Source organism: Streptococcus sp. Marseille-Q5112 (assembly GCF_916700555.1).
In the GTDB taxonomy this organism is placed as follows: domain Bacteria; phylum Bacillota; class Bacilli; order Lactobacillales; family Streptococcaceae; genus Streptococcus; species Streptococcus symci.
On sequence record NZ_CAKAKP010000005.1, the window covers coordinates 22,090 to 46,260 of the forward strand.

Sequence of the window (24,171 nt, forward strand, 5' to 3'; positions counted from 1 at the left end):
TTATGAAGAACTCGTCTTGATGACACCCAACCAGTTAAAAGGTTATGTATTGATGAGTGTTGAGAATTCTTAGACTGAAATTATTGAACCATCTTAAAGTGATGGATAACAAAGACGATAACAATTCATTTTGCTATCGTCTTTTACTTATTTCAGTGGCTATCTATTTCACACCTACACCAAACTCATCAAAAATATAATTTTTTAATTCATATGATATATCTTTCCCTAGATTACTTGTTATCAATTCATCTAAAAATTTATATGTTAAATCTCTTCCTTTAAACTTTATACTCTGATATAAGTAGTTTGAGAGGATTGATGATTTAAGTAAAACTATTTCATTATTTCGTATATCTGATACTACTCCAGGTGTGTAGTTAGAAGTTACTAATAATGTATACTCTGCACCAATTTTAATCCTGTGTGATTTTAAGCGTGAAGTATTAACCAAGTTTAACTTATTTCTTGTAGACTTAGCTTCAATAGCAAAAGTCTTCATTCCTGTATTGTAAGTATAGAGACATTCAACATCAGTATTACTAGGACCTCCAATTTGTTTAGCATCTACATCAATAAATAAATTGAATGATGACTCTAATGCTTTTTCAAATCTATCAGGGTCTCCGTCGTTCATATTCATCGAATATGTCGTAATACCTGAAACGATTTCAAGTAATTCTTTATTATCTTCTTCATGAGAAATACCTAGTTCATCTAAAAGTAGCTTAGGATAGAAGTTATAAAACGAAATCCAATAATCATCCGAAAATTTAGATTGTATTTCTTCTTCAGTGTATGGCAACTCTGAGTATGAAAAACTGTCTAACATTTCCACAACAAATGGAACAATGGCAGGATTTAAACTAACATAATCCGCTCGGTAAGCACGGGATCCTGTATTATTCCCTTGAATTAGGCTACCAATCCTATTTCCTTCAGTAATCTCTAAGACATTCGCACCTTCAAGCAATTTTGATGTGTATCGCCACTCATGGATAGCATTCGCTAATACACTTTCGTCTTTTTTAAATAACAACAATTTATCATCTGTTTTTAAATCACGTAATTCTAAAATATCATTTATTAGTGAATCGTATTCTATGTCAGTACAAGTTTTCATGAACATAACTAAATAAAATATTTCATCATTATACAGTTGTCTATTCAATCTATCATCAAGCAGTAGCTTAAATAGTAGACGAAAAGGATATATATTAAATTCTGAACTCATTCGTGAAAAAGGATTTCTGAATGGATTTCCAAAAAGCATACTAGTAAATATTTTAGCAACCGAATCATGATCACCTAAAAAATCTAACAATAAATTACCTAATGGTGAAAAAACAAACTTTTTGTTTGCCTTTCTTCCTTTTTCATAAAAACCAAACATGTACCATGCTACTTGAATGGTTTTAAACTTCCCAGTATCAATACTTAATTTTTCTCTTGGTTTATATTTTCCTTCCTCAATCATTTTCGTCATTAGAGATTCTATACCAGAATCAGATATTGATGTATTAGAACGAATAGCACTTGCATATAGAGTCAACATTTCAAAATCATTGAAATACTTCATCAATGTCCATTTTTCATGTAAACTTGATCGATTATAATTTCTCATAATTCACCTCATTAGCAATTAAAATTTGCTCAATTATTTTTTTACTCAATAATGGAGGGATGGACTCTCCAATTAAAAGTCTGACGAACTTATCTTCCTTATCTGTAAGAGTAGCTGGAATACCCCAATCAAGTGGTAATGAGGAAACAATTATAACTTCACGTAATGTCATCGCTCTAGCATCTGACCACGTTCCATCCTCCCTTTCTCTACCGGGGTGAACATTATTATGTCCGCTTATCATATAGTTATTTGTAGCCCTAGTAGGTGACGGTTCATCCCACTTCATCCTTTTATAAGTGTTATGAAAACCTTTAACTTTGCTTCCGTCTTTTTTCTTAGGATAGTACACTTCATTAGTCATAGCACTTTTCCCTTCAGGGGTATGCGACATTACCTCACGGTGCATATCGCTGACTTTCAACGCTCTATGCCACTGTATAGAACTCACTTCTCCAGATTCTAAGCTGGGCAAATCCCAGATTGCATCTCTAAGTGTAACTACTTTGTCCTCCTTTTTAGGCCAAGGCCACAAGTACTTTTTTTTGTAGAGTTTAATTATTGCTCTTGGTCTACTTTGTGGTACTCCGTAATCCTTAGCGTTTAAAATTTGAGATTCAACTATATATTTGTCTGAAAACTTTTCATTTAAAATTTCTTCAAAGGTTAAATCCATTTTAGAGTATTGAAACTTCATTTTCAAAAACTTAGGAACATTTTCAATAAAAACAAAGTCAGGATCAAGATCTTCAACCGCATTTAAAGTATGCCAAAACAATTCATTTCTAGCATCGTTGTAATATTGTTTTTTTCCTAAAGTACTCATTCCTTGACAAGGTGGGGTACTAATTATCATGTTTACCCCACACTTTTTCGATTCGGATATTACTTTATCATATATTTCTTTGTCGACTATATCACCCTGAATCATATTTGTATTTGGATGTAGCCGACGATAATAGTCAGCCCTCTCTGAAACCAATTCGTTTGCTACTGTTACTTCTAAACCGATATCCTCAAAGTACGTTTCTGAAATACCAGCACTAGAAAACATTGATAAAATTTTAAATTTACTCACACGACAACTCCTTCCAATATGCTCTTCATCATCAATGGTGGTATTCCCTCACCAACTAATGTTCTAAATTGTCTTTCGTTTAAAGATTTTGGAATTTCCATCTCCGCTGGTAATGACGATACAATCAGTAATTCTCGCAAACTTAGGACTCGAGCATCACTCCATGTACCATCAGGAAGTTCTCTACCAGGATGAACATTTTCTTGAGATGAAATAATCTCATTCCTCATTGTGACAGTTGGTGCAGGTCTATCCCAATTCATCCGTTTATATGTATTATTGTATCCCTTGATTTTTTCACCGGTTTTCTTTTTCGGATAGTACTCCAAATTATCAAATGCACTCTTTCCTGTCGGAGTATGTTTCATAGCTAAAATATGGTTCTCTGGATGGAGTCTCGCAAAGTGATTTTTTAACCCTGAATCTTCACCTGATTCAAGAGAAGGTAAATCTCCAATAGCTTCTTCTAGTGTGACAATTTTTTTAGAGTTGTCGATGTCCCATTTTAGCCCTTTTTTCCATATACGATAAACTATTCGGGCTCTACTTTGTGGTACTGAAAAGTTAGCAGAGTTCAATTCCTCAACTTTAATATTATAACTGCTACCAAATTTTTTAATTAACAATTCTTCTAAGTCTATATACTCACCATCCACTGGAAACAGCATTTTTTTAAATCTCGGAACATTTTCAATTAAAAAATAGCTAGGTAATAATTCTTCAAAAATCTTTATAGCTTCTAATATTAAGAAATTTCTAGCATCTTTTAGGTAGTCCTCTGATTTCTTATTTAAGCCAGCTAATGATACTCCTTGACAAGGTGGAGTTGCAATCAATAATTCTACATTTAATTTATCAGCTTTTAAAATAATATCTTTTCTAATATCTTTATCGGTAATGTCTCCTGAAATAATTTCAGTACTTGGATAAATATCTAAATGTGCTTTAGATCTTTTGCTATCTATCTCATTTGCAAGAACTACATTTATTCCAATATCTTTTAAATAATATTCCGCAATTCCTATACTAGAAAATAGTGATACAGCATTTAAAACAGTCATAAAACTCCTCATTGGTTAACATGGTATTTATTCTTTTAAATTGATTTTTATACCATAACGTATATTTTTGATAATATTTTCGTATTATACATTATACCATAGATGGACTAAATTGACTCAGTCCGAGAAAGTAAAACCAATTTTCATTGTGCACTACTAAACACCCTCAAATACTGATACTTCCGAACCGTCTTGCTTTCATCACTCATTTCAATTTTAAAGTAAAAATAGTGATCTCGTCCGTCTTTACTGTTCTCTTTATTGAGTTTGAAATAATTCTTATGGCTCATCACCATTTCTCTTAGTATATCATCAGTGAGGAATGTCAATCGTACATCCATAGCTGAATACTTATAGAAGTCTTCTTCAAAATTAATATAGGAATCCGAGAAATAGTCAAACTGTAATTTATCCTTATAAATTTCTCTCCTACTCATCTGTCAATTCCTCCATTAAACTGATGCCCAAAATGTCAGCTACTTGTAGTAACTGGTACTTATCAGCTGTTTTTATTGTGATTTTAGACGGACTTATTTCAGTCACTTGCCCTGTATATCGCTCTTTTCTCTTGTCGGATTTGACTTCAAATATTCCTGTCAGTCTGCCAACATACAACTGGGTAATCAAAATATCCCACAACCTAACCCTCCATAGGTACAAAATTCCCAACAATGATTCCTACAACCCGTGGATCCTCATCATAGGAGAGGTAAATATCTTTGTATTTAGGATTAATCGAAACTAAGCGTAACCCTTCTTCTTCGCGATAGACTCTTTTAATATAGGTTTGATTGTTCCATACAACTGCGTACACAGCTCCATCATAATCAAAACCAGTCTCTCGAATCAGTGCTACAGATCCATTATGGTATTTTGGTTCCATTGAATCACCTGATACCCAAGAAGCAAAATCATGAGCCAACTCCTCATTAAAATAGACTGTATCAAAATTACGGTCACCATAAACAGAAGCACCAATACCTGCAGACATTCTTTCGTAAACATGATATTCAAAAAGTTTTTCTGAAATATATGTCACTTTTTTACTTTTCTCTTCTTCCAACAAGTCGTGAGCATAAGCTACTACTTTTTCTTTTCCGTTATTTGAAAGACTATTATATATCTGTACTATTTCAATCTCGGTAAAATATCCTACTGAAACATTCAGAATCTTTTCTAATTGAGAGACCTTTTCTTTCGATGGTTCTTTTATTCCACGCTCCCAAGCTGAGTAAGCTTGAAACGTTATACCTAATTGGTCTGAAATTTCTTTTTGAGTCATGCCAAGCTCTTTTCTACGAGCTTTAAGTTTTTCTGGTTGATACATTAAATTCACCTCACATTAATAATAATTGTAATTCAGCTTTTTTCCTTGCTTGTTCATCTGATAACTTCAAACTATCCCAAGCATATGCTATTTGTTTGCCCTTATTATATACTAGCCAAATTTTCAAATGTTTAATATTTTCTTTTAAATTAGCCCAATTTTCTTGATGAAGTAACTCTGGTACCTCTTGACTAGAAACAAATCCCTTTTCATCAATTCGATTTCGAATCTGATTCATCAAAGGAGGTCCATATTGATTAAATTCTGCAATTATTTTTTCTTTAATATTATGAAAAAAATTATGAATTGAAGCATTGTTTCTCTGGATATAGTCTTCAATAGCCGATTTAATTTGACCTTCTTTATTAGGGAAATACTCACGCAAGAGATCCAATAAACGAAAATACAAGGCTTGCTTTGAAACTTCTAGGCTATTTTGTACTTTTTGGAAGCTTTCACAACTGTAATAAATTTTAGACAATAGCACAATATCGGGCATCAATACAACAGCTAAAAAGATATTCGCCTCTCTTTCTAATACATTTTCCTGATTATATACAGATTCAGTAAAGCACGTACCACTATGGTTAAGAATAAAATGGCCTAGTTCATGACAAAGAGTAAAATTCTGCTTAACTTTTGGATTATCTCTTTCATAGGAAAAGCTTATTCCATCTTGGTCAATTATTGTCAATCCTTCAATCTTACGATTTGTAAAATGATGACTCATAACCTGAATTTTGTTTTCTTTAATATAATAATGAAAAAATCCCTAAAATGATAATCCAGTAGGGGGATATTATGATCTTTTATGAACTGATAGAGCTTTTGTTTTGTAACATTACTTACTCTAGTATAAAATTCATCCAACGAATAATATCTCCTTTCGTACGCCACACACTAACTAAACCTTTTTGGTTGAGTTTATTATACAAAAAAAGTGGACGATTGTCCACTTTTTAATTATTTTTTAAAGAAGAACTTTATTAGAAATCTTATACATTGAACAATTATATTGTATTTTCTAAAATATAAAAACAGTATAAATTTTACTGAATTACTGACGATTACTCTTAGTTCTTCTTTTTGTTCTTGTCCATTGACAAAGTATTTAAACTTTTCGTTATAAAAGTCTAATTTATCTGTAATAGCAATATCAATTAATTTTTGGTTCCCCTATCGAATAAAACTTCAGTTCCATGTTTATTAATCTTTACGCTAATTAACTCCAAGATTTTATCCGATTAATTATGATGTTTTTGTTCAAAAAAGTTGCATAAAAAAATATTTCAATACAAGAAATAATTAAAAAGGTAACTGACACTATAAGCCATAATAAATTTATTTTTATTAAATTAATAAAAATAAATAGTATTTCAACAAAGGTGATCAGTCCCAAAACAGATAAATAAAGATATTTTGGCAATAAAAAAAGTAATATAAATACACTAATTAAAACAACAACACTGATTAAAATAGTCCAATTCTCTAGGAATCTCTCCTGAAGATTATTTTCAGTTGATGATTCAACAATAAACTTATAGTAACTTTTAGTACTCTCATTGGGGCTTGAAGTGACTCTAAACACCATCCTTGACCCTTTTTTAAAATATGTTTCCCCAGGAACTGTTTTTACTGTATTGTAATTACTTATCTTCCCTTCATAATTTCTAAGAAAAATTATGTGATCCAATTCCCCCTCGTAATATATTTTAGTATCCTCGCTTACAAGAATTCTATCATTGACCATTAAGCCATAAACCTCATCACGAATTTCATCTTCCACATCATTAACTTCTTCTGTTACTTGAAAGCTATCAAGGAAAAAGCGAGACCCCTTACTAATTGAAAATATAGTCCCTTTAGGTAGAAATTCTTTTTGAAGTTTACCATCCTTAACAAAAGTCTTTTCTATCGGTTCAGTATTTTTAATAAAAATTTTTTCATTAGCTATATAAGGATAGTTTAGATTATTTTCATTGTAATTTTGAAAACTTTGAAAAAATACTAAAAAAATCATTGCTATCGATGAAACTAATAAAAGTCTGAAGATATAGATTAAAATATAATATTTAAATACATGCTTAATTTCTTTAACAAAGTACAATATCTCAATATAAAAATCATTATCATACCATGAGTTAGACTCAACTGAAACACCTTCCCCATATTTTTTTATAGAAAACTTAGTTCTTTCAAATATTGGAAATAATAATTGTACTACAACGATACTTAAAAAAACTATAGGAGAGGAAATTATAGCAAAATGAAAAATAAATTCTGTAAACGATTTATAAGCTTTAAAATCATTACTAATAAAATAAATTAAAGTTAAAAAAAATAAAACCAGAAATATACTTTCTAATATCATCTTAAGCACTGTAATAAGTAAATTTCGTTGTATATTATTCTTTCCACTCTTAAGTGTTGCATATAACGTTAAAACTGCAACTATGAATCCTGGGATTTTAAAAATATCCATTACTCTTCTCCGATAAACAATTTTTTTCGTTTCTCCATAAACTCAATCAATTCCTTTTTAAAAATTTCTTTTTCTTCTTCGGTCAGTCCTTTTGAGTTCATACGGAAAAGCAGTTCAATATTATCTAATTCATCTGATTTTTCTACTGAGTTCCCAACTAAATAGTCAACTGAAACATTCAAAACTTGTGCAATTTTAACGAGATTTTCCTGTGTTGGTTTTTTTACTCCACGTTCCCATGAAGCATATGCTTGTTGGGAAATATCTAGTTTTTCAGCTATTTGGGTTTGAGTTAGCTTTACTTGTTTCCTTAGTGTTTTCAAGCGTTCTGCGAATTCCATATGTGACCTCAAAAAATTATTTTAAATTTTTGCAGAAAGTTGTTGACTTTAACAGCTCATGGTTGTATAATGTAGTCAACAACTAATAGTTGTATAGCAATCGAAAATAATAGCCTTATTTTCAAGGCTAAATCCCGATCTTTGACAATTAAATAAAAAGTGCGTCTGACAACCAGATGACTAATCATCAGAACAACACATAAACTTCGTACCTTTATTGTAATTGTTTTGGCAAGAAAAGTCAAGTCCCTAAATGGTTGATGTGAAGATATAAAACATTTTTGTGGGCTTCCACGCATTTCGGACTTTCGCACTTTTCCGAATAGTAAAGTGAACTGGCTTCGCCAAAGGGAGTAAGAGAATCTTAATGGTATGACAACGACTACCTGATGAGATTGGCTGGGCAAGCGATGGTAATTGATACAATGCACCTTGCTAAACGTTGCCACCGTGAAGGAAGAATCCTTCAACCAAATAACTTTTTTCTACTGCTGTCTATCTAATTTACTAGATAGATTTACTCTAGCTACTAAGTCCATTTTCTTAGTAGCTTTTTAGTTTTACAATAAAGGAGAACACTATGTCTAGCTTTTTTCGCACAACAATGTGAACGACTCTACAATAATTACATATTCACCTATGATATGTTTTCTACATCCGAACAACTCCAGGGACAACTCTATCATCAAGCCCAAAAGGCTTTAGATAAACTTGCCAACCAATCACTGCTTACTGGCTTTGCTCAAGGTGAAGTACAATTTTATACCAGAATGTTCAAACGAAAACTTTTTACTCATTACTACTCAAGAGTGAAGCAACTAGCTTAACTCTTTTTATTTTACACTCAGAAAGGAAACAACATATGATACCAGAAACTTTAAAAATGAAACCAGAATTTATTGGCCTAGCTTACTATGAAAAATTAGGAAATGCACCACGTTATGTCTTTGGTAAGGAAGGAAAGTACCAAAGACATATTTTAAATAGTGAAACTCATGGTGCCTTCCACGTTATTACACCGGCTTCTACAACAGTCTTTCCAGAAGATGCTCTTGTTGAAGCAGTTAATCCTATTTTCTTATCGGATACTTCACTGAATGGAAATTCTGCCGCACCTGCACTCAACGTTTTTGCTGAGAAGCTAGTACTCAAAAAATAACAAAATAAAGGAGAAAATAAAATAGCTAAAACTGGATTAAACTATGGAATCTATAAAGCATCGACACATAGCGATACAAGTACAACTCAGATTTATGTCAATACTTCGAATGTAGTTCCTATAGCAGTTGGTGAATTTGCTTTAAAGTCTCTAAAACAATAAGGTAAAAATAAGGTGAACTTTGAGGTAAACTTTTTAAAAAAACACGAAAAAAGCACCCATGAGGTAAACTCTTGAGTGCTTTGAAACGTTGATATAATCGTATTGATTAACGTTTTGAGAATTGTGATGCTTTACGAGCTTTCTTAAGACCTGGTTTTTTCTACATCATGATATTTATGGTAAATTATCACTAAAGTTAAGTAATTTTGAGAGATAAATCCTCAATATTTACATATATAACCCTTTTAAAAATCAAAAGGTTATCAAAGGGTTATCACTTTTTAGTTTTCGGAGCTTATGTAGTTGAGAAATCGACTGCTTTTTTAGTTATTAAACTAAATTTCAAGTTGGTATTTACAAAAAATTATTGATACCCCTAAAGCAATATCTACACTATTTTTTTAAGTGAATATTATTAAAGATACTAGCTTTTAAAACAATGAAAGGAATATTTCCTAAACTAGGTATACTTGTTTTATCAAAAATCTCAATTAGAACACCTATAATAGCTCTTAAAACAAATTTTTCAGTAGATTCGTCAATCTGTTTTCCAGTTCTTAATAGAAGTAGATTTCTTTGTATATAATCAATAAAATCTATCATAAAAAAATCATTAATATCATCTAATAAATTAAAATAAGCAATTGCTGTTGGTAGACTGTTGATTATATAAGACTCTTTAGCTAATATATAGTTTATATCAAAATCAGATTTTTTAATTTCATCAAAACAATCTGTGTTATATTTTAAAGTATTTAACACAGATAGCAATATTGAATAGACACTAGAAAGTTCTACTGAATTTACTTCAATTTCAGATTCAAAAAACATGAACAAATTATGTAAAAGCTTATTGAAATTCATTGAGTCTACAATGAATTTAACTTTATTTGAATTCAAAAAAATCTTTTCTCTAATTTCATATGTATTAAAAAAGAAAATTTCAGATAACATCGAATCAATCTGCGAACTAATATTGTTGTAGTCTCCCCATTCTTTAGATGCTGATATATAACTATAATTTCCAATGCCAGGAAATAATGCATTTCCGTTCGATTTTAGGTATTTATAAATCTTTATGCCTCCATTTAGATACCCAAAAAGAATTTCCTCACCAATTATTGTTGTAGCAGTAATATAAAATGAATCTGGTATATTTTTAGAAACAACTTCTCCTGACTTTAAAGATACAATACTAATATAATTTTTCGTAATATCACTAGAATCATAATACTTTATATTCTCTATATATAAATTATCTTCTCGCATTATCAAAATTATACCTTTAGTATCGTTAACCACAAAACTAGGTCTATAATGATCTTTGTATTGTTCTAATTCTTTCTCTTTTCTTTTTCATTTCTTTTACGTTCTTTTTCACGTTCATTTCGTTCATCATTGTATCTATTTCTTTCATTACTAACAAATACATATACCGTGAAAGAAATAGTTAATGCAGTCGCATAAAAAGCAAAATTTTCAACCAAAACATTGAATACTAACTTCAAAGGTTCTGGAGGGATTGTAGCCCCGTAATAAACGAAGTATCTAACCGTTTTAACTATAATAGGAAAAAAATATAAAAGTAATAAATAGGCCAACTCCCCAAGTGTTGAACTTAAAATCATCCTGTCTGTCTGTTATATTTCTCAAAATATTATCTCCTTTTTAAGATATATATGTAGAACGAAAAATATTTTGTAAGATAAAACTGCTATTTAATAAGTAGTTAAATATAAGAGAGAACTCTAATATTTTGATATATTATATTTTAAATACTCTCTAACCTTTTCTCCGTTCCTCAGGAATAAACGCATGAATTATCTTTTCATTTGAATCGCTTTTATTTTTTAAGTTAATATAAATTCTACGCCCTAAAATTAGTGATTCTTTTCTATACTCTTCAATTTCATAATAAACTTCTCTATCAGAATTTCCCTTATCATCTAAAAAATTTTTAACTATCTGTTCAAAATGTAACTGCCCAACAAAAGCTTTGGAATTTCGGTTTGCTTTTGGATCTTGAGGGGTTATATTTCTTTTGTTACCTTTGCTAAAAAATTCTCTATTTTTTTCAATTTTTCTTGATTTTGAGTATTTTCTTCTAAAGGAACTAAATATTCTTTAAAACATTTTGGAATAAAATGTCCCCTATCTTTACCCTCTACTTTTTTACCCTTTTGTAATTCATAATTATCAAGTGCCTTATCAAAGTAATCTTCGGAAGGATTCTTACTGAGGTAGAGTTTCCAAACTATTGGATCGTCTAAAAAGAATGGTACTGTTTTATTTTTAAATTCAGAAACTCTATTTTTAAATTTATAATATTCTCCTTCATGACTATAATTAAATTCTAATTTATTTTGTTTTTTTTCAAAAAATTCATTCATTTCCTTTATTTCAATCATATCTTGTAGTATTGACTTTATTTCCATTTTTAATTTTATTAAAAAATTTATTATTCACTTCTATCTTCTATAAACCATTCCATAACTTTATTTTATTAATTACATTATAAATTTGTTTTTCCAAATCTAGAACTAGTAAATCTTCTTTTTCTATTAACTTAGCAATTTCAATTGACTCAGATACCTTATTTCTAACATAATAATTACCTTGCTTTTTATTTTTACTGTTATTATTCAAGAATTCATCAATTTTTTCATATTGTCCTATTTGCTTATCTATCTTATATTTCTTTTTGAATATCTTTCTAGACAAATAGTTTTCAATTTCTTTACCTTTTGTTATCCAAACTATAGCCTGATTGTTATCAAACTCACGTTTTATTCTTTGTTTAGTCCTATTTATTTGTTTTTTTGAATCTGTTTTATCACTATCTATTACAATAATTGCATTGACATTAGCCCTAAATAACTGAATTAATTCAGACGAATCATTAACTTTTCCAGTTAAATGAGAAAGTAGTCTTCCCCCATAGAATAAAATTTGATAATGTATATTCTCTCTTAGAACTCCATTTGAGTATAATTCAATCCATCGATTTATATAGGATCTATCAGATGGACCTTCTACCCAGATAACAGCATTAGATTGTAATATATCACTTGCTCTAACACCTAAATTCACTAAAATATCACTATTTTCGATAAATGAAAGTGCAGAATTAGTCACTACAGTCTGATTCTCTTTTTTTATATGAGTAAGAGTTACATTAGCCTTCCCACTAAACATATTTATCGGTACAGTAGAATGAGTAGTTAAAAATATTAAAGTATCATTCTCTATTGACCATTGATAAAGAAAATCAAATAAATTCCTCTGAATTGCTGGGTGTAAATTGTTCTCTAACTCTTCAAAAATAAATATAAAGTCACTTACCGATTGTTCAAGATTGTAACCTGAAATTCCCCTAGTCTCTAAAAATAGTTTTATCAAAACCAACAAAACCGTCTTTAAACCACTACCAGAACTAGAAATTGGAATTTTACCATTTTCATTCACCAATAAAATTTCCCATTTAGGATCATCATAGTCATTAGTTCCAATTTCTTGGCACATAATTCTCTTAAAATGATTCTCGGGCTTCATAATGCGATTTAAAGCATTTAAGATATCATTTTCAACAACATCATTTGGTAAATTAAGAACATTCAAATATTGTCTCAGTAAATTGGTTGCTCCCGTCCCATCTTCCAAAACATCTATATTTCTACTTTGTATTTCAGGCAATAAATTTCTGTCAGCAGATAATTTAACTACTTTTAATCTTCTAAAATTATAAGACAAAAATCTATCTGCTAAATCTATGAATTTTTCTATCCTCTTATTTCTATTTAATTCCTCTGGCATTATATCTGAAATAGAAAATAATGCTATTTGTTCTTTACCTAGCATCCTGCGAGGTTGGAACTCATATGATATAGATTTCCCAATGTAATTCTTTCCAAATTTCCAATGGTTACCATCTATTGCCCCCCCATAAGAATTTTCATGGAAATGACTTCTTATACTATCTTCATCTAGGGAAAATCCAAAATTAATTCTAGTCTCTTCTGTGATTCCTTCAAATATAGCATCTCCTGACATCAATATTTCTATTGACTGTAACAACGTTGATTTACCTATATTATTTTGTCCTACCAATATATTTAAATTTTTTATTCTATCAAAGCCAACATAAGAATTTCCAATGTGCTTAAAATTTTTTATTTTTAATGATTTAATACGATTCATTAATACCTCGTTCTATAATTAAATTTAAAACTAAAATACATTGATTATTGTGTAAACTTTAAATATAACCACTTTCTAAACATTAGTCAGTAAACTAATACTATAAACTCAACTATATAATTTTAATAGTTTCTTACTATTAACTGTATCCTTTATCATAAAAATACTATCTAGCCCTCTCTCCATAATGCCCCATCAGGAAATAGCAACGCATCAGAAAAATAACTATAAACTCTAATTTCCTTAGGTTTACTATACGTAGAGCCAAATCTAAGCTGCATAAAATACCTTGGTAATTGTTCAAACGGAATTTCATCGTACTGCTTTGTCAAAATATCTTGCTTTAAATCATTGTTCTTCACCTTTTCAAATAGAGTTTTAATTGTTTGTCCTTTTGAAGGAAGAATATCTAGTCTCTGAGTAACTTCATTATATATAACTTCGCCCCAAGCTAAAACAAGATTTGCTTTTCTATCTTCATATGTTTTTCCTGTCCTTGTTAGCATATAATCTAATGCTGCTAAACATCCCGGGTAAGGATCCCCTCTAAATTGAGCATTAACTTTATATATTATTGTTTCTGTCCGTTCGGACCAAATAGTATTATCAAAGTACATCCCTTCTGACTGTATTGGAACTCCTTCTTTAACTCTGGATATATAGTCAATTACAGCACTAGATGGAACCGTTATAGTAGATGATATCGGAGATAAAGGAGTTCTTAAAGATTTCCTAGTATGTATTTTATTATGATACTCCTTTTGCATGAATAGTTTTCTATTACTTACATGATTTTGAGAAATTAAAGTTCCCTTCTTCTTATTTTGAAAAAATTGAATAATCTCATTTACACATTGAAACATTTCATCCATCTCATTATCAATAACAGGAACATCTGAATTTGTTCTTAATCCTTTATTAGCATTATTTATATCGGGTGAAGTCGGATTAGTACTATAATAACTAGGATAGTAATATAACAAAGCTGGTGCCTCTGGAAAAATATTAGATAATTTTTCTAACGCAAAGAATATTAGAGGATTAATTTCATCCCAATTTGAAGATGAATGCTTCTTTCTATAAACTAATGTAGCCTCTGGGTATATATAAATGGTAGGCACTCTATTCTCAACTGCTGCAGCAAGCCTTGCAAATCGTTGAAAAACATTATGTCCTGTACCAGCTTCCCTAGATATTTCTATCGATAAAATCGGTTCCCCGTTCAAATCAATAATTAAATCTGGAGAATCAAGATATTGAATATTTTTTATATGTGTTGGTAGCTTATGAAAAGATTTTGGTTTGCTCGCATCACTTTCTGGTAAATCCTTAAAAGATACATTCTCATGTCTAAGTAAAGTATTATTATATATAAATTTAGAAAAACCGTCTGTACTCCCCCATAAAACAAATTTATCCATTTTTTTCTCCTAAAATTTTTATTATTCCCTTAGCAATATTATAAGCTAACAATGGTGGTACAGCATTACCAGTTTGAACTCTTCCTTGAACAACTCCTCCCACAAAAACAAAGTCATCTGGGAAGCTTTGAATTCTGGCTCTTTCTCTTACCGATAACCCCCTATTTTGATCGGGGTGACCAAATTGAAACTGTGGTCTAATTCCACCGGCTAATTGTGTTGGACTTTGGATATCCCAAGACAATCTAATTCTTTGTTTATACTTTTCATACATAGGTTTACCAGGTATTGTTCTCTTTATTCTATCAATTGTACTCTCAGGATGTTTAGGGGACTTATGATTTTTCAGAGAATTATTAGCCACATTAGCTCTCATTTGTCTTTGATATTTATTTTGAGCTGGTTTCTCATAACATGTAATCTCCTCATCATTCCCTAATTTAGGCAAGTCACTTATGGCATCACGAATAGTTCTATGAGGATTTTCTAATGTTCCAAACAAAGGTTCTGGAAATTGAAATTCATTCTCTATATCATTCCTTATTCCAACAAAAATTAATCTTTTTCTAATTTGTGGAACACCATAATCAGCTGCATTAAGTAATTCTCTTTTTACCTTGTATCCTAAATTACCCGAAGAAGCTAGTGCTTCAGCTATAGCAATTTCAAATTCTCCATTTCCTAACGATCTCATTCCTGATACATTCTCAATTATTACAACTTTGGGATTATACAAATTTATAAATCTGATAACTTCTAGAAATAGGAAATTTCTCTCATCCTCTACATTCCTTTTTAAATTAGCTAACGAAAATCCTTGGCAAGGAACTCCTGCAGCAACTATATCAACGTTAAGATTATCTATTGCTTCACCGTATAACTCATTCGTAATTTTTCTTACATCTCCTAAGATAGTGGAGGTATAGGGATTATTTAACTCGTATGTTTTTAAAGCTTCAGTAAAAATATCAACACCTAAAATAGGTGTAATCATCCCTGTATCAGTCAACCCTTTTGATAAGCCTCCTGCACCACAACAAATATCAACTAAAGTATATTTCTCTTGTGCTTCTCTATTACTTTTTTTATTTAATTTAGGATCTTTATCCCAGTAATAACTACTCTTTTCAGTAAAACTTTTAACTTTTTCTTTGGAAATCATTTATACCCCCCATACATCATCTACTAATTTTTTATAGTTATCTTTAATTTTTATCTTTTCTTCTTTTGGTATTCCAATAAATGTCTTTAATTCTAGGACGTTCAAATTCAAATCCAATTTAATTTTAAAAGATTTTTCATACTCATTCAAATTCTTCTTCAAAAAATCTAATTTTTCAAAATCTTTTGGATAGTATCTATCCTTATTTTCAAAAATCCATAAATCTTTATCCCGCAGCGCAATTATATCTAAGTTTAATTTTGGAAAATTCCTATGTTCAGGTGACAATAACACACCAGTTCCTGACTGAGGATAATCAAATGCTTTAATTTCAAATCCGTTGCTAACAAGATCTTGAATAATTTTTTTCGTTACAAACTCTTCTTTCATACAATTACCTATTCTTAAAATAATTTAGTACAGTATCATTCTATCACTATTCTCAATAAATTACGATTAATAAACAATGTCTATACGTTGTTACTTGTAACAAAAAATCTTTGTGCATATTCTCATTGTAAATTAAACTATAAATAAGACTTATATAACTCTCCAACTCTTAAAAAATGGGTTTGGGGATTCCCCAAAATTCAAATCATCCCAAAAAGTACATACACTTTGTGTATACAAATTTTGGGATGGTTTTGGGAGTGTGTGTATACAGACTCTGAGCTCGCAAAGTCATATTATGATAAATCTTTCCTTCTCGATAAAATAATCCCAAAAATCAATTTGACTGTCATTTGTGTGTACAAATATTTTAAGAAGATATATAAAAAACGCTGCAAAAATTTTAACAGCGTTTCCTTATTTTAAAATTCTCATATGTCTTTCTTTTTTATGGTTAGCATCGTAGTATTCCAGCATCGCATGATACAAACGAGCCTTCGTTTTATCTTGTTGTTTAATTCCATGAAGAAATAATTCTGCTCGCTTTAATTTCAATATGTATTCGCATATCTGATCAAAATCCTTATCCATATTACTTTTGAAAATAAACATCTTTTTCCTCCATCACATCAACTATTTTTTGCATCAAAATAGACATATCCATTTTGTTTTCATAGCTTATTCTCCCAACTACAGTTGCAAGACAGGCTATAGAATTGATATTCTTTCCGACTTGTTCCAACTCTTCTGTTAAAGGAACTAAACCTTCAAAAGAGACTTTTTGGATGTTCAAATCTGTTCGTATTAATTTTTGTCTAGCAAACTCAGAAAAATTACGAATATTTTCCTTCCTCATACAATCATTTAATTTTTTATTTTCTTCTTCCGTCAAAAACACCTGTTTCAACACAGATTTTATTCTCATGGTCCTATCACCTCGTTTTCTTATTTAGTCGTTTTACAAGTTCTTTCACTTGTTTACTTGTCTTCTTTTCATATTCTATCATCAGCTCAACGCAGTAGTGAAATATCCTTACATTATCCAAATCCTCACTTTGTTCTGCCATTCTTTCTAACTGACGTAAGTTATTGATAATTCTTCTAACTTGAAATATAAAGTCATGATAAGATTCAAAATCAAATTGAAGATAAATAGGCGAGCTCTTAAATAACATTTTTCTGGCATAAGAGGAAAAACTTAGATGATTTGTCATTTCAATCAAGTTATTCACTATTTCATTTTGCTCCTCAGTGATGTAACATTTCTTTAGAACAGTCCTATATCTACTCATTTATCATATACTTCTTTCGGGCATTTTCATGGGCAATAGCTTTGCACTCCAGCATACGTTCCTGCTTTAAATTCTCCATAGACTTAAATAAATACGCTAAAGGAGAAGTCGCATCCTCAGGAATCCGTTCAATCATGCTAATAACTTCATCACTAGTTACATACCCACTAGCCAAATACTCGCCTATCTTCATCTTCTGAGCATGTGTTAAAGTGTAATTGTTAGGATACAAAAATCTATCATTGTACTTATAAGAAATGGATTCTAACAAAGAATAATATTTGGGTGGAATATAAGTTTCAGGCTTTCTAGAACTATTATCCAGTATATTCTCAATCTCTTTCTTATTCTTACTCTTGTTCTTAATCTCTTGCGTTACATTATCATTTTCATCCGTTACTGTAACGTTACAGTCTAAAACGAGTTGTGGCTCGCCTGTAATTAGTGCTTTTTGTTTTTGTCTATGACGAGCAACACGTTCCCTAGTTTGTTTCCTAATCTTTTCTAGTCCATCTATATTCTGATGTTTCTCCCATTTTGGAATGGTAATAGCGCCATCTATGATTTCTATCATGCCAAATTCTTCAAACATACTGAGAGCTAATTTTACAGATGTAGCCTTTCGTCTAAACACTGTTGAAAGCATCTCTTCTGTGTAATAAACCTTGTTCCCTAGACTTAATATGCCACTATTATTTTGCTTTCCTGCAAGCACCAGAATTTTAAACCATATTACAATAAGCGTATCTCCTTCTGGCATTGATTCTATTAGTTGAATTTTTTCATCATCAAATATATCTGTTGTTATCTTGATCCACTGAACACCATTCATACGAGTACCTATCTTTCATATTGCTTCAACCATCTTGTTACTGCTCTTTTATCATATAAAGTCACTCCATCAATCACCATGGTTGGCATTCCTTCTTTTGTCCATTTTTGGATTGTAGTTGTAGATACATCTAACCACCTAGACAAACCTGACATACGAACCATGGGTTTATAAAGTTCTTTATCTTCAAATACTCTTGCTACAGCATTTGAAATCATCTCATCATAGTGAGCACGTAATTGCTTCTCTAATTCTTTAGGAAGCTGGACAACTAAAGTAGTTTCCGACATAAATTCACACCTCATTTCTAAATTAAATAAGCTCCGAAACCATTTAATTTGTTATTCATTTTGAATTATATATCCTTTTTGAATTTTTGTCAAGCTTTTTTATTCAAAAAGAATAAAATGTGTTATAATGATAAAAAGGAGGTTCTTATGACGAATCATATTACTAAACTGATAGAAAATAGCGGAAAAAAATTGACAGAAATTAGCGAAGCTACAAATATAGCCTATCCTACACTTTCTGGATACAATCAGGGAATCCGCAAACCTAAAAAAGATAATGCGGAAAAATTAGCAAAATACTTTAATGTTTCCGTCGCTTACATTATGGGACTTGATAGCAACCCACACGCTCCATCAAATCTTAAAATTGTTACAGATAGTTTTAAAACATCTAAAATTGGTTCTGTAACACCTTTTAAAAGCGATATGGAGAAGTTAAAGAAAAGTATCGAATTTGGTGAAAGGTCATTAACACTGCCACTTGATGATACTTTTTCAGATGAATTTCGTCACCTTTTTTCAGAATACCTAGCTGAGAAAAATAAACATTTTATGTCAGAGTTTATAGACTATATGAATCACCAAAATAAAGACTCTAAAGTTTGGCAGAGCTGGATTAAAACAGACGAATACGCTATCCGACAAGAAGATAGAAAAAATAGATAGACACTCATTTCTCAATTACATAAGCTCCGAAAACTTAGATACGGAGAAAAAATGTCTATACACAAATACAAAACAAAAAAAGGAATTCTTTACTATGTCAGCTTTTACATTGGCTTAGATGCTTATGGAAAGAAAAAAAGGCACTTAAAGAGAGGATTCAAAACCAAAAAAGAGGCAAAATTGTACGAAGCTCGTTTAGAAGCTGGTGTCGTGGCCCCCACAGTAAATACCGACAAACCTAACCCCAAAGTCACTTATAAAGAACTTTATCAAGAATGGTTTAAGGCCTATGTTGGTACCGTTGAAGAAACAACTTCTTCCCAAACTAAGAATATCTATCGAATACACATTCTACCAATATTTGGAGATAAATTTATTGACCAAATCAGTCCTTTAGACTGTCAAAACTTTATTACACAAAAATCTCAGACTTTCAAAAATATCAAACAGATAAAATCCTATACCTCAAAAATTTTTGATTTTGCAATCAATATGAACTACATTGATCGAAATCCAATGAAGAATGTTATCATGCCTAAAATCAAAAAGACAAGATCAGATAATTTTTGGTCTCTGGAGGAATTACATCATTTCCTTGATATAGTGAAAGAAACTGAGCCATTTAAACATTTTGCTTTATTTAGACTGCTGGCATTTAGTGGACTACGAAAAGGGGAGTTATACGCTTTAAAATGGGCTGATATTGACTTTGATAGCAATCTCTTAAACATAAACAAAAGTCTAGGAAGAATTGACGGTAAAGCGATTGAAAAGAGCACAAAGAATGAATCTTCAGTTCGCACAATCTATCTTGATGATGAGACAATCGATATTATTAAGCAATGGAGAAATTTCTATCTAAAAGAACAATCTCAATTACCTCTTACAAAGCTGAATATTAGTAACGAATATATGTTCTCTTACATATCAAGCAATGACAAAATTGAACCCCTGCATGCTGATTACATTAACAATGTACTGAATCGAATTATTAAAAAGCATAAATTAAAACCAATTAGCCCACATGGGTTCAGACATACACATGCAACACTTATGTCTGAAATTGGAATCGACCCTTCTAATACATCAAAACGACTCGGACACGCAAGCAGTCAGATGACATTAGATGTCTATACTCACACTACAAAAACTGGTGAGAAAAACTCTATTGACAAATTTGCAGATTATCTCAATAAAGCAAAATAGAGTCATGATTTTTAAAATTTAGAAGAGGTTATCAGAAGGTTATCACAAAGCTAATCGAGCTCAAAAATCGACAAAAAAGCACTTTGCAAAATCTTTGCAAAGTGCTTTGAAACGTTGATATAATCGTATTGATTAACGTTTTGAGAATTGTGATGCTTTACGAGCTTTCTTAAGACCTGGTTTCTTACGTTCAACTTTACGTGAGTCACGTGTAAGAAGTCCTGCGCGTTTCAATGAATCGCGGAAGTCTGGGTCTACTTGAAGAAGGGCACGAGCGATACCGTGACGGATAGCTCCTGATTGACCTGCGTATCCACCACCTACAACGTTAACGAAAACGTCGTATGAACCTACAGTTGAAGTAACTGCGAATGGTTGGTTGATTACAAGACGAAGGTCAGCGTGTGGGATGTACTCTTCAACATCTTTTTTGTTAACAGTGATTTTACCAGTTCCTGGAACAAGGCGAACGCGTGCAACAGCGTTTTTACGACGTCCAGTACCTGTATATTGTGCTTGTGACATACTTTATTGTTCCTTTCCTTAGATAAGTCCTGAAATGTCAAGAACTTCTGGTTGTTGTGCAGCGTGAGTGTGCTCAGCTCCAACAAATACTTTCAACTTCATACCTTGAGCGCGTCCAAGAGTATTGTGTGGAAGCATACCTTTAACTGATTTCTCAATCAAGCGTACTGCATTTTTAGAACGAAGTTCACCTGCAGAGATTTGTTTCAATCCACCTGGGTGGTTTGAGTGAGTGTAGTAGATTTTATCAGTTGCTTTTTTACCAGTCAATTTAACTTTTTCAGCATTGATAACAATCACAAAGTCACCTGTATCAGTGTGTGGTGTAAATGTTGGTTTGTTTTTTCCGCGAAGTACGCTAGCAACTACTGCAGAAAGACGTCCAAGTGGTACATCAGTTGCGTCAACTACGTACCATTTACGTTCAACTTGGCCTGGTTTAGCCATAAATGTTGTTTTGTTCATGATTTCTCCTATATATAGTTCGATTTTTGTTTACGGTGATGGGTGTTCCTTCCCATCGAAAAGTATTTGGAAGGTTCCGGGGCCTTTCAAATGGGGTAAACAATACCGCCTACTATAATACCAAATTTCACCCCTAAAAGTCAATAGATATGAAAAATATTTTTCTGAATTCCACTCTTTTTATCTCTAAAAAACCTCGCTTTCGCGAGGCTCTTCTATTTATAAGATAAGGCACGTTTAAAGGTTTTCCAAATCCCTAAATCATCCGTTTGAAGGACTAGGCTGGCATACATGCGTCCGATAAATCCTGTTGCTACCACTGCAAAAATCACTGTAATAGCAAGTGAAATCCATGCTTCTACTCCCCCTGCATAGCCATTAATAGCTCTAAATGGCATGAAGAAAGTCGAAATAAAGGGAATATATGAACCAATCTTCAAGATGAGATTGTCACCAGCTGCACCTAGAGCTGTCACTCCAAAAAAACCACCTATAATCAAAATCATCAAAGGCGACAAGGCTTTTCCTGAGTCCTCAGGGCGAGAAACCATAGATCCTAGGAAGGCTGCTAAAACAACGTACATAAAGAGGCTAACCAAGACAAACAATAAGGTGTTGAGCGAGAAAGCTTCTCCTATATGGTTTAAAATACCAGATTGTGCCAAGATTGGTAGGTCTTTAAAGAGAAGAATGGCAGCAAGTCCACCTACGACGTAAATGCCAATATGGGTCAAAATCACAAGAAGCAGAGCCAGCATGCGAGCGTAGAAATAATGACTAGCTCGGATACTAGAGAAGACCACCTCCATAATTTTGGTTCCTTTCTCGCTAGCCACTTCCTGAGCAGTGACACTAGCATAGGTAATCAAAATCATATAAAGGAAGAAACCAAGCCCTGCGGCCGCAAAGGTTTGAATCATTTTTTTATTTTCCTTGGATTCATCAATTTTCTCCGTAAAGTTAACTGTCTGTTCCAAGCGTTTTTCCTGTTCTTGTGACAAATTTGCTGCCGAACGATTGAGTTGGTATTGCAGTTCGTTGAGCTTATTGGTTACTGCTAGCTTGATGCCTGCTTCAAGAGAAGTTTCACCATGATAGACGGCCTTGAGGACGCTGTCCTCTTGGTCAATGGTTAAGTAACCCTTGATTTTCTCATCTTTGATAGCAGCTTGGGCACTGGCTTCATCCTGATAATCAAAATTGAGACCATTGCTACCCTTGAGCCCATCTTCCACAGATGGCACAGTTGTTACTACTGCTATCTTACTATTCTTGGCCATAGAAGACCCTTGGAGATAGCCGATTCCTACAGATAAGGCTAAAAAGAGGAACGGCGAAATCACCATAAAGAAGAAACTCCACGATTTGACATGTCGAAGATAGGTTTCCTTGATTACAACCCACATATTGCTCATACTTCCACCCCTGATTCTAGTTTAAAGATTTCATCGATTGTTGGTGCTTGTTGGTCAAAGGTTGCGATATATTGCCCCTGAGTCAAGATTGGGAAGAGTTCTCTTCCAGCACTCTCATCATCTAGGATTAATTTCCAACTGCCTTGTTTGGTCAAGCTCACCTGTTTGACATGAGGAAGGTTTTCCAATTCTTCCTTGCTTCGTTCACTTGAAACAAAGAGACGCGTTTTCCCGTATTGATTGCGGACATCCTGAACCGGCCCATGCAAGACCACACGGCCATCTCGAATCATCAGAATATCGTCACAAAGTTCCTCAACATTGGTCATGACATGGTCAGAAAAGATAATGGTTGCCCCACGTTCTTTTTCTTGAAAAATGACTTGCTTGAGCAATTCTGTATTGACTGGGTCCAAGCCACTGAAAGGCTCATCCAAGATAATCAAGTCTGGTTCATGAATCAGAGTAATAATGAGCTGAATCTTCTGCTGATTTCCTTTTGACAGACTCTTGATTTTATCAGTCAGCTTCCCTTTCACTTCCAACCTCTTCATCCATTGAGGGAGTTTTTCCTTGATTTCTTTGGCATCCATGCCCTTTAGAGTCGCCAAGTAGCGAACTTGTTCAAGGACTGTCAATTTAGGCATGAGACTGCGTTCTTCAGGTAGATAGCCAATCCGAGCGTAGGTCTCCTGACGAATATCCTGACCATCTAGACTGATTTCTCCTTGATATTCTAAAAACTTCAAAATACTATGGAAAATCGTTGTCTTCCCAGCACCATTTTTTCCGACTAGTCCCAAAATACGACCTGGTCGCGCTTGAAAGTCAATACCAAACAAAACTTGCTTGGGTCCAAAACTTTTCTCTAGACTTCTTACTTCTAGCATCTTTCACCTCCGAAATGTCTTGCACTCATTATACTCCTTTTTGATAGCCTTTACAATGATTTCTGTCCATTTTTATCATCCTCATTTTAGTAAAAAATCTTGGGGTACTTTGAGTTATGAGTACATTATACAGTGCTAAATTCTAATTTATCTCTTCTGTTCCTCAACTGTCTATTTTTGATCCTG

The 24,171-nt window shown here is 32.1% G+C and carries 27 protein-coding genes and 2 pseudogenes; 4 read left to right on the forward strand and 25 right to left on the reverse strand.

The window, feature by feature from the left end; genetic code table 11:
- Positions 1 to 163 precede the first annotated feature (163 nt).
- The 9 genes and pseudogenes from LG372_RS04670 to LG372_RS04710 form a co-directional block, all read right to left on the reverse strand.
- The gene (locus LG372_RS04670) at positions 164 to 1,624 is read right to left on the reverse strand and encodes a hypothetical protein (RefSeq protein ID WP_225742240.1); all 1,461 of its coding nucleotides are present in this window, start codon (positions 1,622 to 1,624) and stop codon (positions 164 to 166) included.
- Positions 1,611 to 2,702, reverse strand: a complete 1,092-nt coding sequence (locus LG372_RS04675) for a DNA cytosine methyltransferase (RefSeq protein ID WP_225742241.1) — start codon at positions 2,700 to 2,702, stop codon at positions 1,611 to 1,613. Before LG372_RS04675 ends, LG372_RS04670 begins: the two co-directional genes overlap by 14 nt.
- Positions 2,699 to 3,763 (reverse strand): DNA cytosine methyltransferase, encoded by a 1,065-nt coding sequence (locus LG372_RS04680; protein WP_225742242.1) that lies wholly within the window; start codon positions 3,761 to 3,763, stop codon positions 2,699 to 2,701. The genes LG372_RS04675 and LG372_RS04680 overlap by 4 nt, the downstream gene beginning before the upstream one ends.
- 143 nt (positions 3,764 to 3,906) lie before the next feature.
- On the reverse strand, positions 3,907 to 4,200 hold the full coding sequence (locus LG372_RS04685; RefSeq protein ID WP_225742243.1) for a DUF5960 family protein: 294 nt from the start codon (positions 4,198 to 4,200) through the stop codon (positions 3,907 to 3,909).
- The gene (locus LG372_RS04690; RefSeq protein ID WP_120770594.1) at positions 4,193 to 4,402 is read right to left on the reverse strand and encodes a hypothetical protein; all 210 of its coding nucleotides are present in this window, start codon (positions 4,400 to 4,402) and stop codon (positions 4,193 to 4,195) included. Before LG372_RS04690 ends, LG372_RS04685 begins: the two co-directional genes overlap by 8 nt.
- A 1-nt stretch (position 4,403) precedes the next feature.
- Positions 4,404 to 5,090 (reverse strand): XRE family transcriptional regulator, encoded by a 687-nt coding sequence (locus tag LG372_RS04695; protein ID WP_120770595.1) that lies wholly within the window; start codon positions 5,088 to 5,090, stop codon positions 4,404 to 4,406.
- 10 nt (positions 5,091 to 5,100) lie between these two features.
- Positions 5,101 to 5,960 (reverse strand): annotated as a pseudogene (locus LG372_RS04700) (ImmA/IrrE family metallo-endopeptidase).
- A 352-nt stretch (positions 5,961 to 6,312) separates the two neighbouring features.
- Positions 6,313 to 7,572 (reverse strand): hypothetical protein, encoded by a 1,260-nt coding sequence (locus LG372_RS04705; RefSeq protein ID WP_225742244.1) that lies wholly within the window; start codon positions 7,570 to 7,572, stop codon positions 6,313 to 6,315.
- Positions 7,572 to 7,913, reverse strand: coding sequence for a helix-turn-helix domain-containing protein (locus LG372_RS04710; RefSeq protein ID WP_225742245.1), 342 nt, complete (start codon positions 7,911 to 7,913; stop codon positions 7,572 to 7,574). Before LG372_RS04710 ends, LG372_RS04705 begins: the two co-directional genes overlap by 1 nt.
- An 862-nt stretch (positions 7,914 to 8,775) precedes the next feature.
- On the opposite strand from LG372_RS04710, the gene LG372_RS04715 reads away from it, so the two are divergent.
- Together LG372_RS04715 and LG372_RS09790 are read left to right on the forward strand one after the other, a co-directional pair.
- Entirely contained in the window at positions 8,776 to 9,072 is a 297-nt protein-coding gene (locus LG372_RS04715; RefSeq protein ID WP_004269886.1) for a hypothetical protein, read from the forward strand.
- A gap of 48 nt (positions 9,073 to 9,120) precedes the next feature.
- Positions 9,121 to 9,234 (forward strand): annotated as a pseudogene (locus LG372_RS09790) (site-specific integrase); the annotation flags it as partial.
- Positions 9,235 to 9,627: 393 nt separating this feature from the next.
- Here LG372_RS09790 and LG372_RS04720 read toward each other — a convergent pair.
- The 12 genes from LG372_RS04720 to LG372_RS04775 all read right to left on the reverse strand — a co-directional run bounded on the left by LG372_RS04720 (position 9,628) and on the right by LG372_RS04775 (position 18,818).
- Positions 9,628 to 10,503 (reverse strand): hypothetical protein, encoded by an 876-nt coding sequence (locus LG372_RS04720; RefSeq protein WP_225742246.1) that lies wholly within the window; start codon positions 10,501 to 10,503, stop codon positions 9,628 to 9,630.
- Between the two features lie 65 nt (positions 10,504 to 10,568).
- Entirely contained in the window at positions 10,569 to 10,862 is a 294-nt protein-coding gene (locus tag LG372_RS04725) for a hypothetical protein (protein ID WP_225742247.1), read from the reverse strand.
- A gap of 402 nt (positions 10,863 to 11,264) precedes the next feature.
- Positions 11,265 to 11,642 carry a hypothetical protein gene (locus LG372_RS04730; protein ID WP_225742248.1) on the reverse strand — a complete coding sequence of 126 codons (378 nt, stop codon included), beginning with the start codon at positions 11,640 to 11,642 and terminating at the stop codon, positions 11,265 to 11,267.
- Between the two features lie 67 nt (positions 11,643 to 11,709).
- Positions 11,710 to 13,431, reverse strand: coding sequence for an ATP-dependent nuclease (locus LG372_RS04735; RefSeq protein WP_225742249.1), 1,722 nt, complete (start codon positions 13,429 to 13,431; stop codon positions 11,710 to 11,712).
- Positions 13,432 to 13,601: 170 nt separating this feature from the next.
- Complete coding sequence (locus tag LG372_RS04740) at positions 13,602 to 14,852, reverse strand: hypothetical protein (RefSeq protein WP_225742250.1); 1,251 nt, start codon at positions 14,850 to 14,852, stop codon at positions 13,602 to 13,604.
- The gene (locus LG372_RS04745; protein ID WP_153210136.1) at positions 14,845 to 16,014 is read right to left on the reverse strand and encodes a DNA cytosine methyltransferase; all 1,170 of its coding nucleotides are present in this window, start codon (positions 16,012 to 16,014) and stop codon (positions 14,845 to 14,847) included. The genes LG372_RS04740 and LG372_RS04745 overlap by 8 nt, the downstream gene beginning before the upstream one ends.
- Positions 16,015 to 16,404 carry a hypothetical protein gene (locus LG372_RS04750; RefSeq protein WP_153210137.1) on the reverse strand — a complete coding sequence of 130 codons (390 nt, stop codon included), beginning with the start codon at positions 16,402 to 16,404 and terminating at the stop codon, positions 16,015 to 16,017.
- 417 nt (positions 16,405 to 16,821) lie between these two features.
- Positions 16,822 to 17,016, reverse strand: a complete 195-nt coding sequence (locus LG372_RS04755; RefSeq protein WP_000469564.1) for a hypothetical protein — start codon at positions 17,014 to 17,016, stop codon at positions 16,822 to 16,824.
- A complete protein-coding gene (locus LG372_RS04760; RefSeq protein WP_001220781.1) occupies positions 16,997 to 17,329 on the reverse strand; it encodes a hypothetical protein in 333 nt (110 codons plus the stop codon). The genes LG372_RS04755 and LG372_RS04760 overlap by 20 nt, the downstream gene beginning before the upstream one ends.
- 7 nt (positions 17,330 to 17,336) lie before the next feature.
- The gene (locus LG372_RS04765; protein WP_225742251.1) at positions 17,337 to 17,696 is read right to left on the reverse strand and encodes a transposase; all 360 of its coding nucleotides are present in this window, start codon (positions 17,694 to 17,696) and stop codon (positions 17,337 to 17,339) included.
- Positions 17,689 to 18,528 carry a phage replisome organizer N-terminal domain-containing protein gene (locus LG372_RS04770; protein WP_001014727.1) on the reverse strand — a complete coding sequence of 280 codons (840 nt, stop codon included), beginning with the start codon at positions 18,526 to 18,528 and terminating at the stop codon, positions 17,689 to 17,691. Before LG372_RS04770 ends, LG372_RS04765 begins: the two co-directional genes overlap by 8 nt.
- 8 nt (positions 18,529 to 18,536) lie before the next feature.
- Positions 18,537 to 18,818 (reverse strand): hypothetical protein, encoded by a 282-nt coding sequence (locus LG372_RS04775; RefSeq protein WP_000005472.1) that lies wholly within the window; start codon positions 18,816 to 18,818, stop codon positions 18,537 to 18,539.
- A gap of 147 nt (positions 18,819 to 18,965) precedes the next feature.
- Here LG372_RS04775 and LG372_RS04780 point away from each other — a divergent pair, with 147 nt between their 5' ends.
- Positions 18,966 to 19,484, forward strand: a complete 519-nt coding sequence (locus LG372_RS04780; RefSeq protein ID WP_225742252.1) for a helix-turn-helix domain-containing protein — start codon at positions 18,966 to 18,968, stop codon at positions 19,482 to 19,484.
- A 51-nt stretch (positions 19,485 to 19,535) separates the two neighbouring features.
- Entirely contained in the window at positions 19,536 to 20,690 is a 1,155-nt protein-coding gene (locus tag LG372_RS04785) for a site-specific integrase (RefSeq protein ID WP_225742253.1), read from the forward strand.
- Positions 20,691 to 20,822: 132 nt separating this feature from the next.
- Here the strand turns inward: LG372_RS04785 and rpsI are convergent, their stop codons facing one another.
- From rpsI to LG372_RS04805, 4 genes are all read right to left on the reverse strand, one after another.
- On the reverse strand, positions 20,823 to 21,215 hold the full coding sequence (gene rpsI, locus LG372_RS04790; protein ID WP_000075976.1) for a 30S ribosomal protein S9: 393 nt from the start codon (positions 21,213 to 21,215) through the stop codon (positions 20,823 to 20,825).
- Positions 21,216 to 21,233: 18 nt separating this feature from the next.
- Positions 21,234 to 21,680 (reverse strand): 50S ribosomal protein L13, encoded by a 447-nt coding sequence (gene rplM / locus LG372_RS04795; protein ID WP_001044624.1) that lies wholly within the window; start codon positions 21,678 to 21,680, stop codon positions 21,234 to 21,236.
- Between the two features lie 215 nt (positions 21,681 to 21,895).
- A complete protein-coding gene (locus tag LG372_RS04800) occupies positions 21,896 to 23,095 on the reverse strand; it encodes an ABC transporter permease (RefSeq protein WP_225742254.1) in 1,200 nt (399 codons plus the stop codon).
- Positions 23,092 to 23,985, reverse strand: coding sequence for an ABC transporter ATP-binding protein (locus LG372_RS04805; protein ID WP_061425399.1), 894 nt, complete (start codon positions 23,983 to 23,985; stop codon positions 23,092 to 23,094). Before LG372_RS04805 ends, LG372_RS04800 begins: the two co-directional genes overlap by 4 nt.
- Positions 23,986 to 24,171: the final 186 nt, after the last annotated feature.

Excerpts from the sequence above, each read along its gene's own strand:
- LG372_RS04670 (WP_225742240.1), bottom strand. The coding sequence starts at position 1,624 with ATGAGAAATTATAATCGATCAAGTTTACATGAAAAATGGACATTGATG.
- LG372_RS04680 (WP_225742242.1), bottom strand. The coding sequence starts at position 3,763 with ATGACTGTTTTAAATGCTGTATCACTATTTTCTAGTATAGGAATTGCG.
- LG372_RS04685 (WP_225742243.1), bottom strand. The coding sequence starts at position 4,200 with ATGAGTAGGAGAGAAATTTATAAGGATAAATTACAGTTTGACTATTTC.
- LG372_RS04695 (WP_120770595.1), bottom strand. The coding sequence starts at position 5,090 with ATGTATCAACCAGAAAAACTTAAAGCTCGTAGAAAAGAGCTTGGCATG.
- LG372_RS04705 (WP_225742244.1), bottom strand. The coding sequence starts at position 7,572 with ATGGATATTTTTAAAATCCCAGGATTCATAGTTGCAGTTTTAACGTTA.
- LG372_RS04710 (WP_225742245.1), bottom strand. The coding sequence starts at position 7,913 with ATGGAATTCGCAGAACGCTTGAAAACACTAAGGAAACAAGTAAAGCTA.
- LG372_RS04715 (WP_004269886.1), top strand. The coding sequence starts at position 8,776 with ATGATACCAGAAACTTTAAAAATGAAACCAGAATTTATTGGCCTAGCT.
- LG372_RS04720 (WP_225742246.1), bottom strand. The coding sequence starts at position 10,503 with ATGCGAGAAGATAATTTATATATAGAGAATATAAAGTATTATGATTCT.
- LG372_RS04725 (WP_225742247.1), bottom strand. The coding sequence starts at position 10,862 with ATGATTTTAAGTTCAACACTTGGGGAGTTGGCCTATTTATTACTTTTA.
- LG372_RS04730 (WP_225742248.1), bottom strand. The coding sequence starts at position 11,642 with ATGATTGAAATAAAGGAAATGAATGAATTTTTTGAAAAAAAACAAAAT.
- LG372_RS04735 (WP_225742249.1), bottom strand. The coding sequence starts at position 13,431 with ATGAATCGTATTAAATCATTAAAAATAAAAAATTTTAAGCACATTGGA.
- LG372_RS04740 (WP_225742250.1), bottom strand. The coding sequence starts at position 14,852 with ATGGATAAATTTGTTTTATGGGGGAGTACAGACGGTTTTTCTAAATTT.
- LG372_RS04745 (WP_153210136.1), bottom strand. The coding sequence starts at position 16,014 with ATGATTTCCAAAGAAAAAGTTAAAAGTTTTACTGAAAAGAGTAGTTAT.
- LG372_RS04750 (WP_153210137.1), bottom strand. The coding sequence starts at position 16,404 with ATGAAAGAAGAGTTTGTAACGAAAAAAATTATTCAAGATCTTGTTAGC.
- LG372_RS04755 (WP_000469564.1), bottom strand. The coding sequence starts at position 17,016 with ATGTTTATTTTCAAAAGTAATATGGATAAGGATTTTGATCAGATATGC.
- LG372_RS04760 (WP_001220781.1), bottom strand. The coding sequence starts at position 17,329 with ATGAGAATAAAATCTGTGTTGAAACAGGTGTTTTTGACGGAAGAAGAA.
- LG372_RS04765 (WP_225742251.1), bottom strand. The coding sequence starts at position 17,696 with ATGAGTAGATATAGGACTGTTCTAAAGAAATGTTACATCACTGAGGAG.
- LG372_RS04770 (WP_001014727.1), bottom strand. The coding sequence starts at position 18,528 with ATGAATGGTGTTCAGTGGATCAAGATAACAACAGATATATTTGATGAT.
- LG372_RS04775 (WP_000005472.1), bottom strand. The coding sequence starts at position 18,818 with ATGTCGGAAACTACTTTAGTTGTCCAGCTTCCTAAAGAATTAGAGAAG.
- LG372_RS04780 (WP_225742252.1), top strand. The coding sequence starts at position 18,966 with ATGACGAATCATATTACTAAACTGATAGAAAATAGCGGAAAAAAATTG.
- LG372_RS04785 (WP_225742253.1), top strand. The coding sequence starts at position 19,536 with ATGTCTATACACAAATACAAAACAAAAAAAGGAATTCTTTACTATGTC.
- rpsI (WP_000075976.1), bottom strand. The coding sequence starts at position 21,215 with ATGTCACAAGCACAATATACAGGTACTGGACGTCGTAAAAACGCTGTT.
- rplM (WP_001044624.1), bottom strand. The coding sequence starts at position 21,680 with ATGAACAAAACAACATTTATGGCTAAACCAGGCCAAGTTGAACGTAAA.
- LG372_RS04800 (WP_225742254.1), bottom strand. The coding sequence starts at position 23,095 with ATGAGCAATATGTGGGTTGTAATCAAGGAAACCTATCTTCGACATGTC.
- LG372_RS04805 (WP_061425399.1), bottom strand. The coding sequence starts at position 23,985 with ATGCTAGAAGTAAGAAGTCTAGAGAAAAGTTTTGGACCCAAGCAAGTT.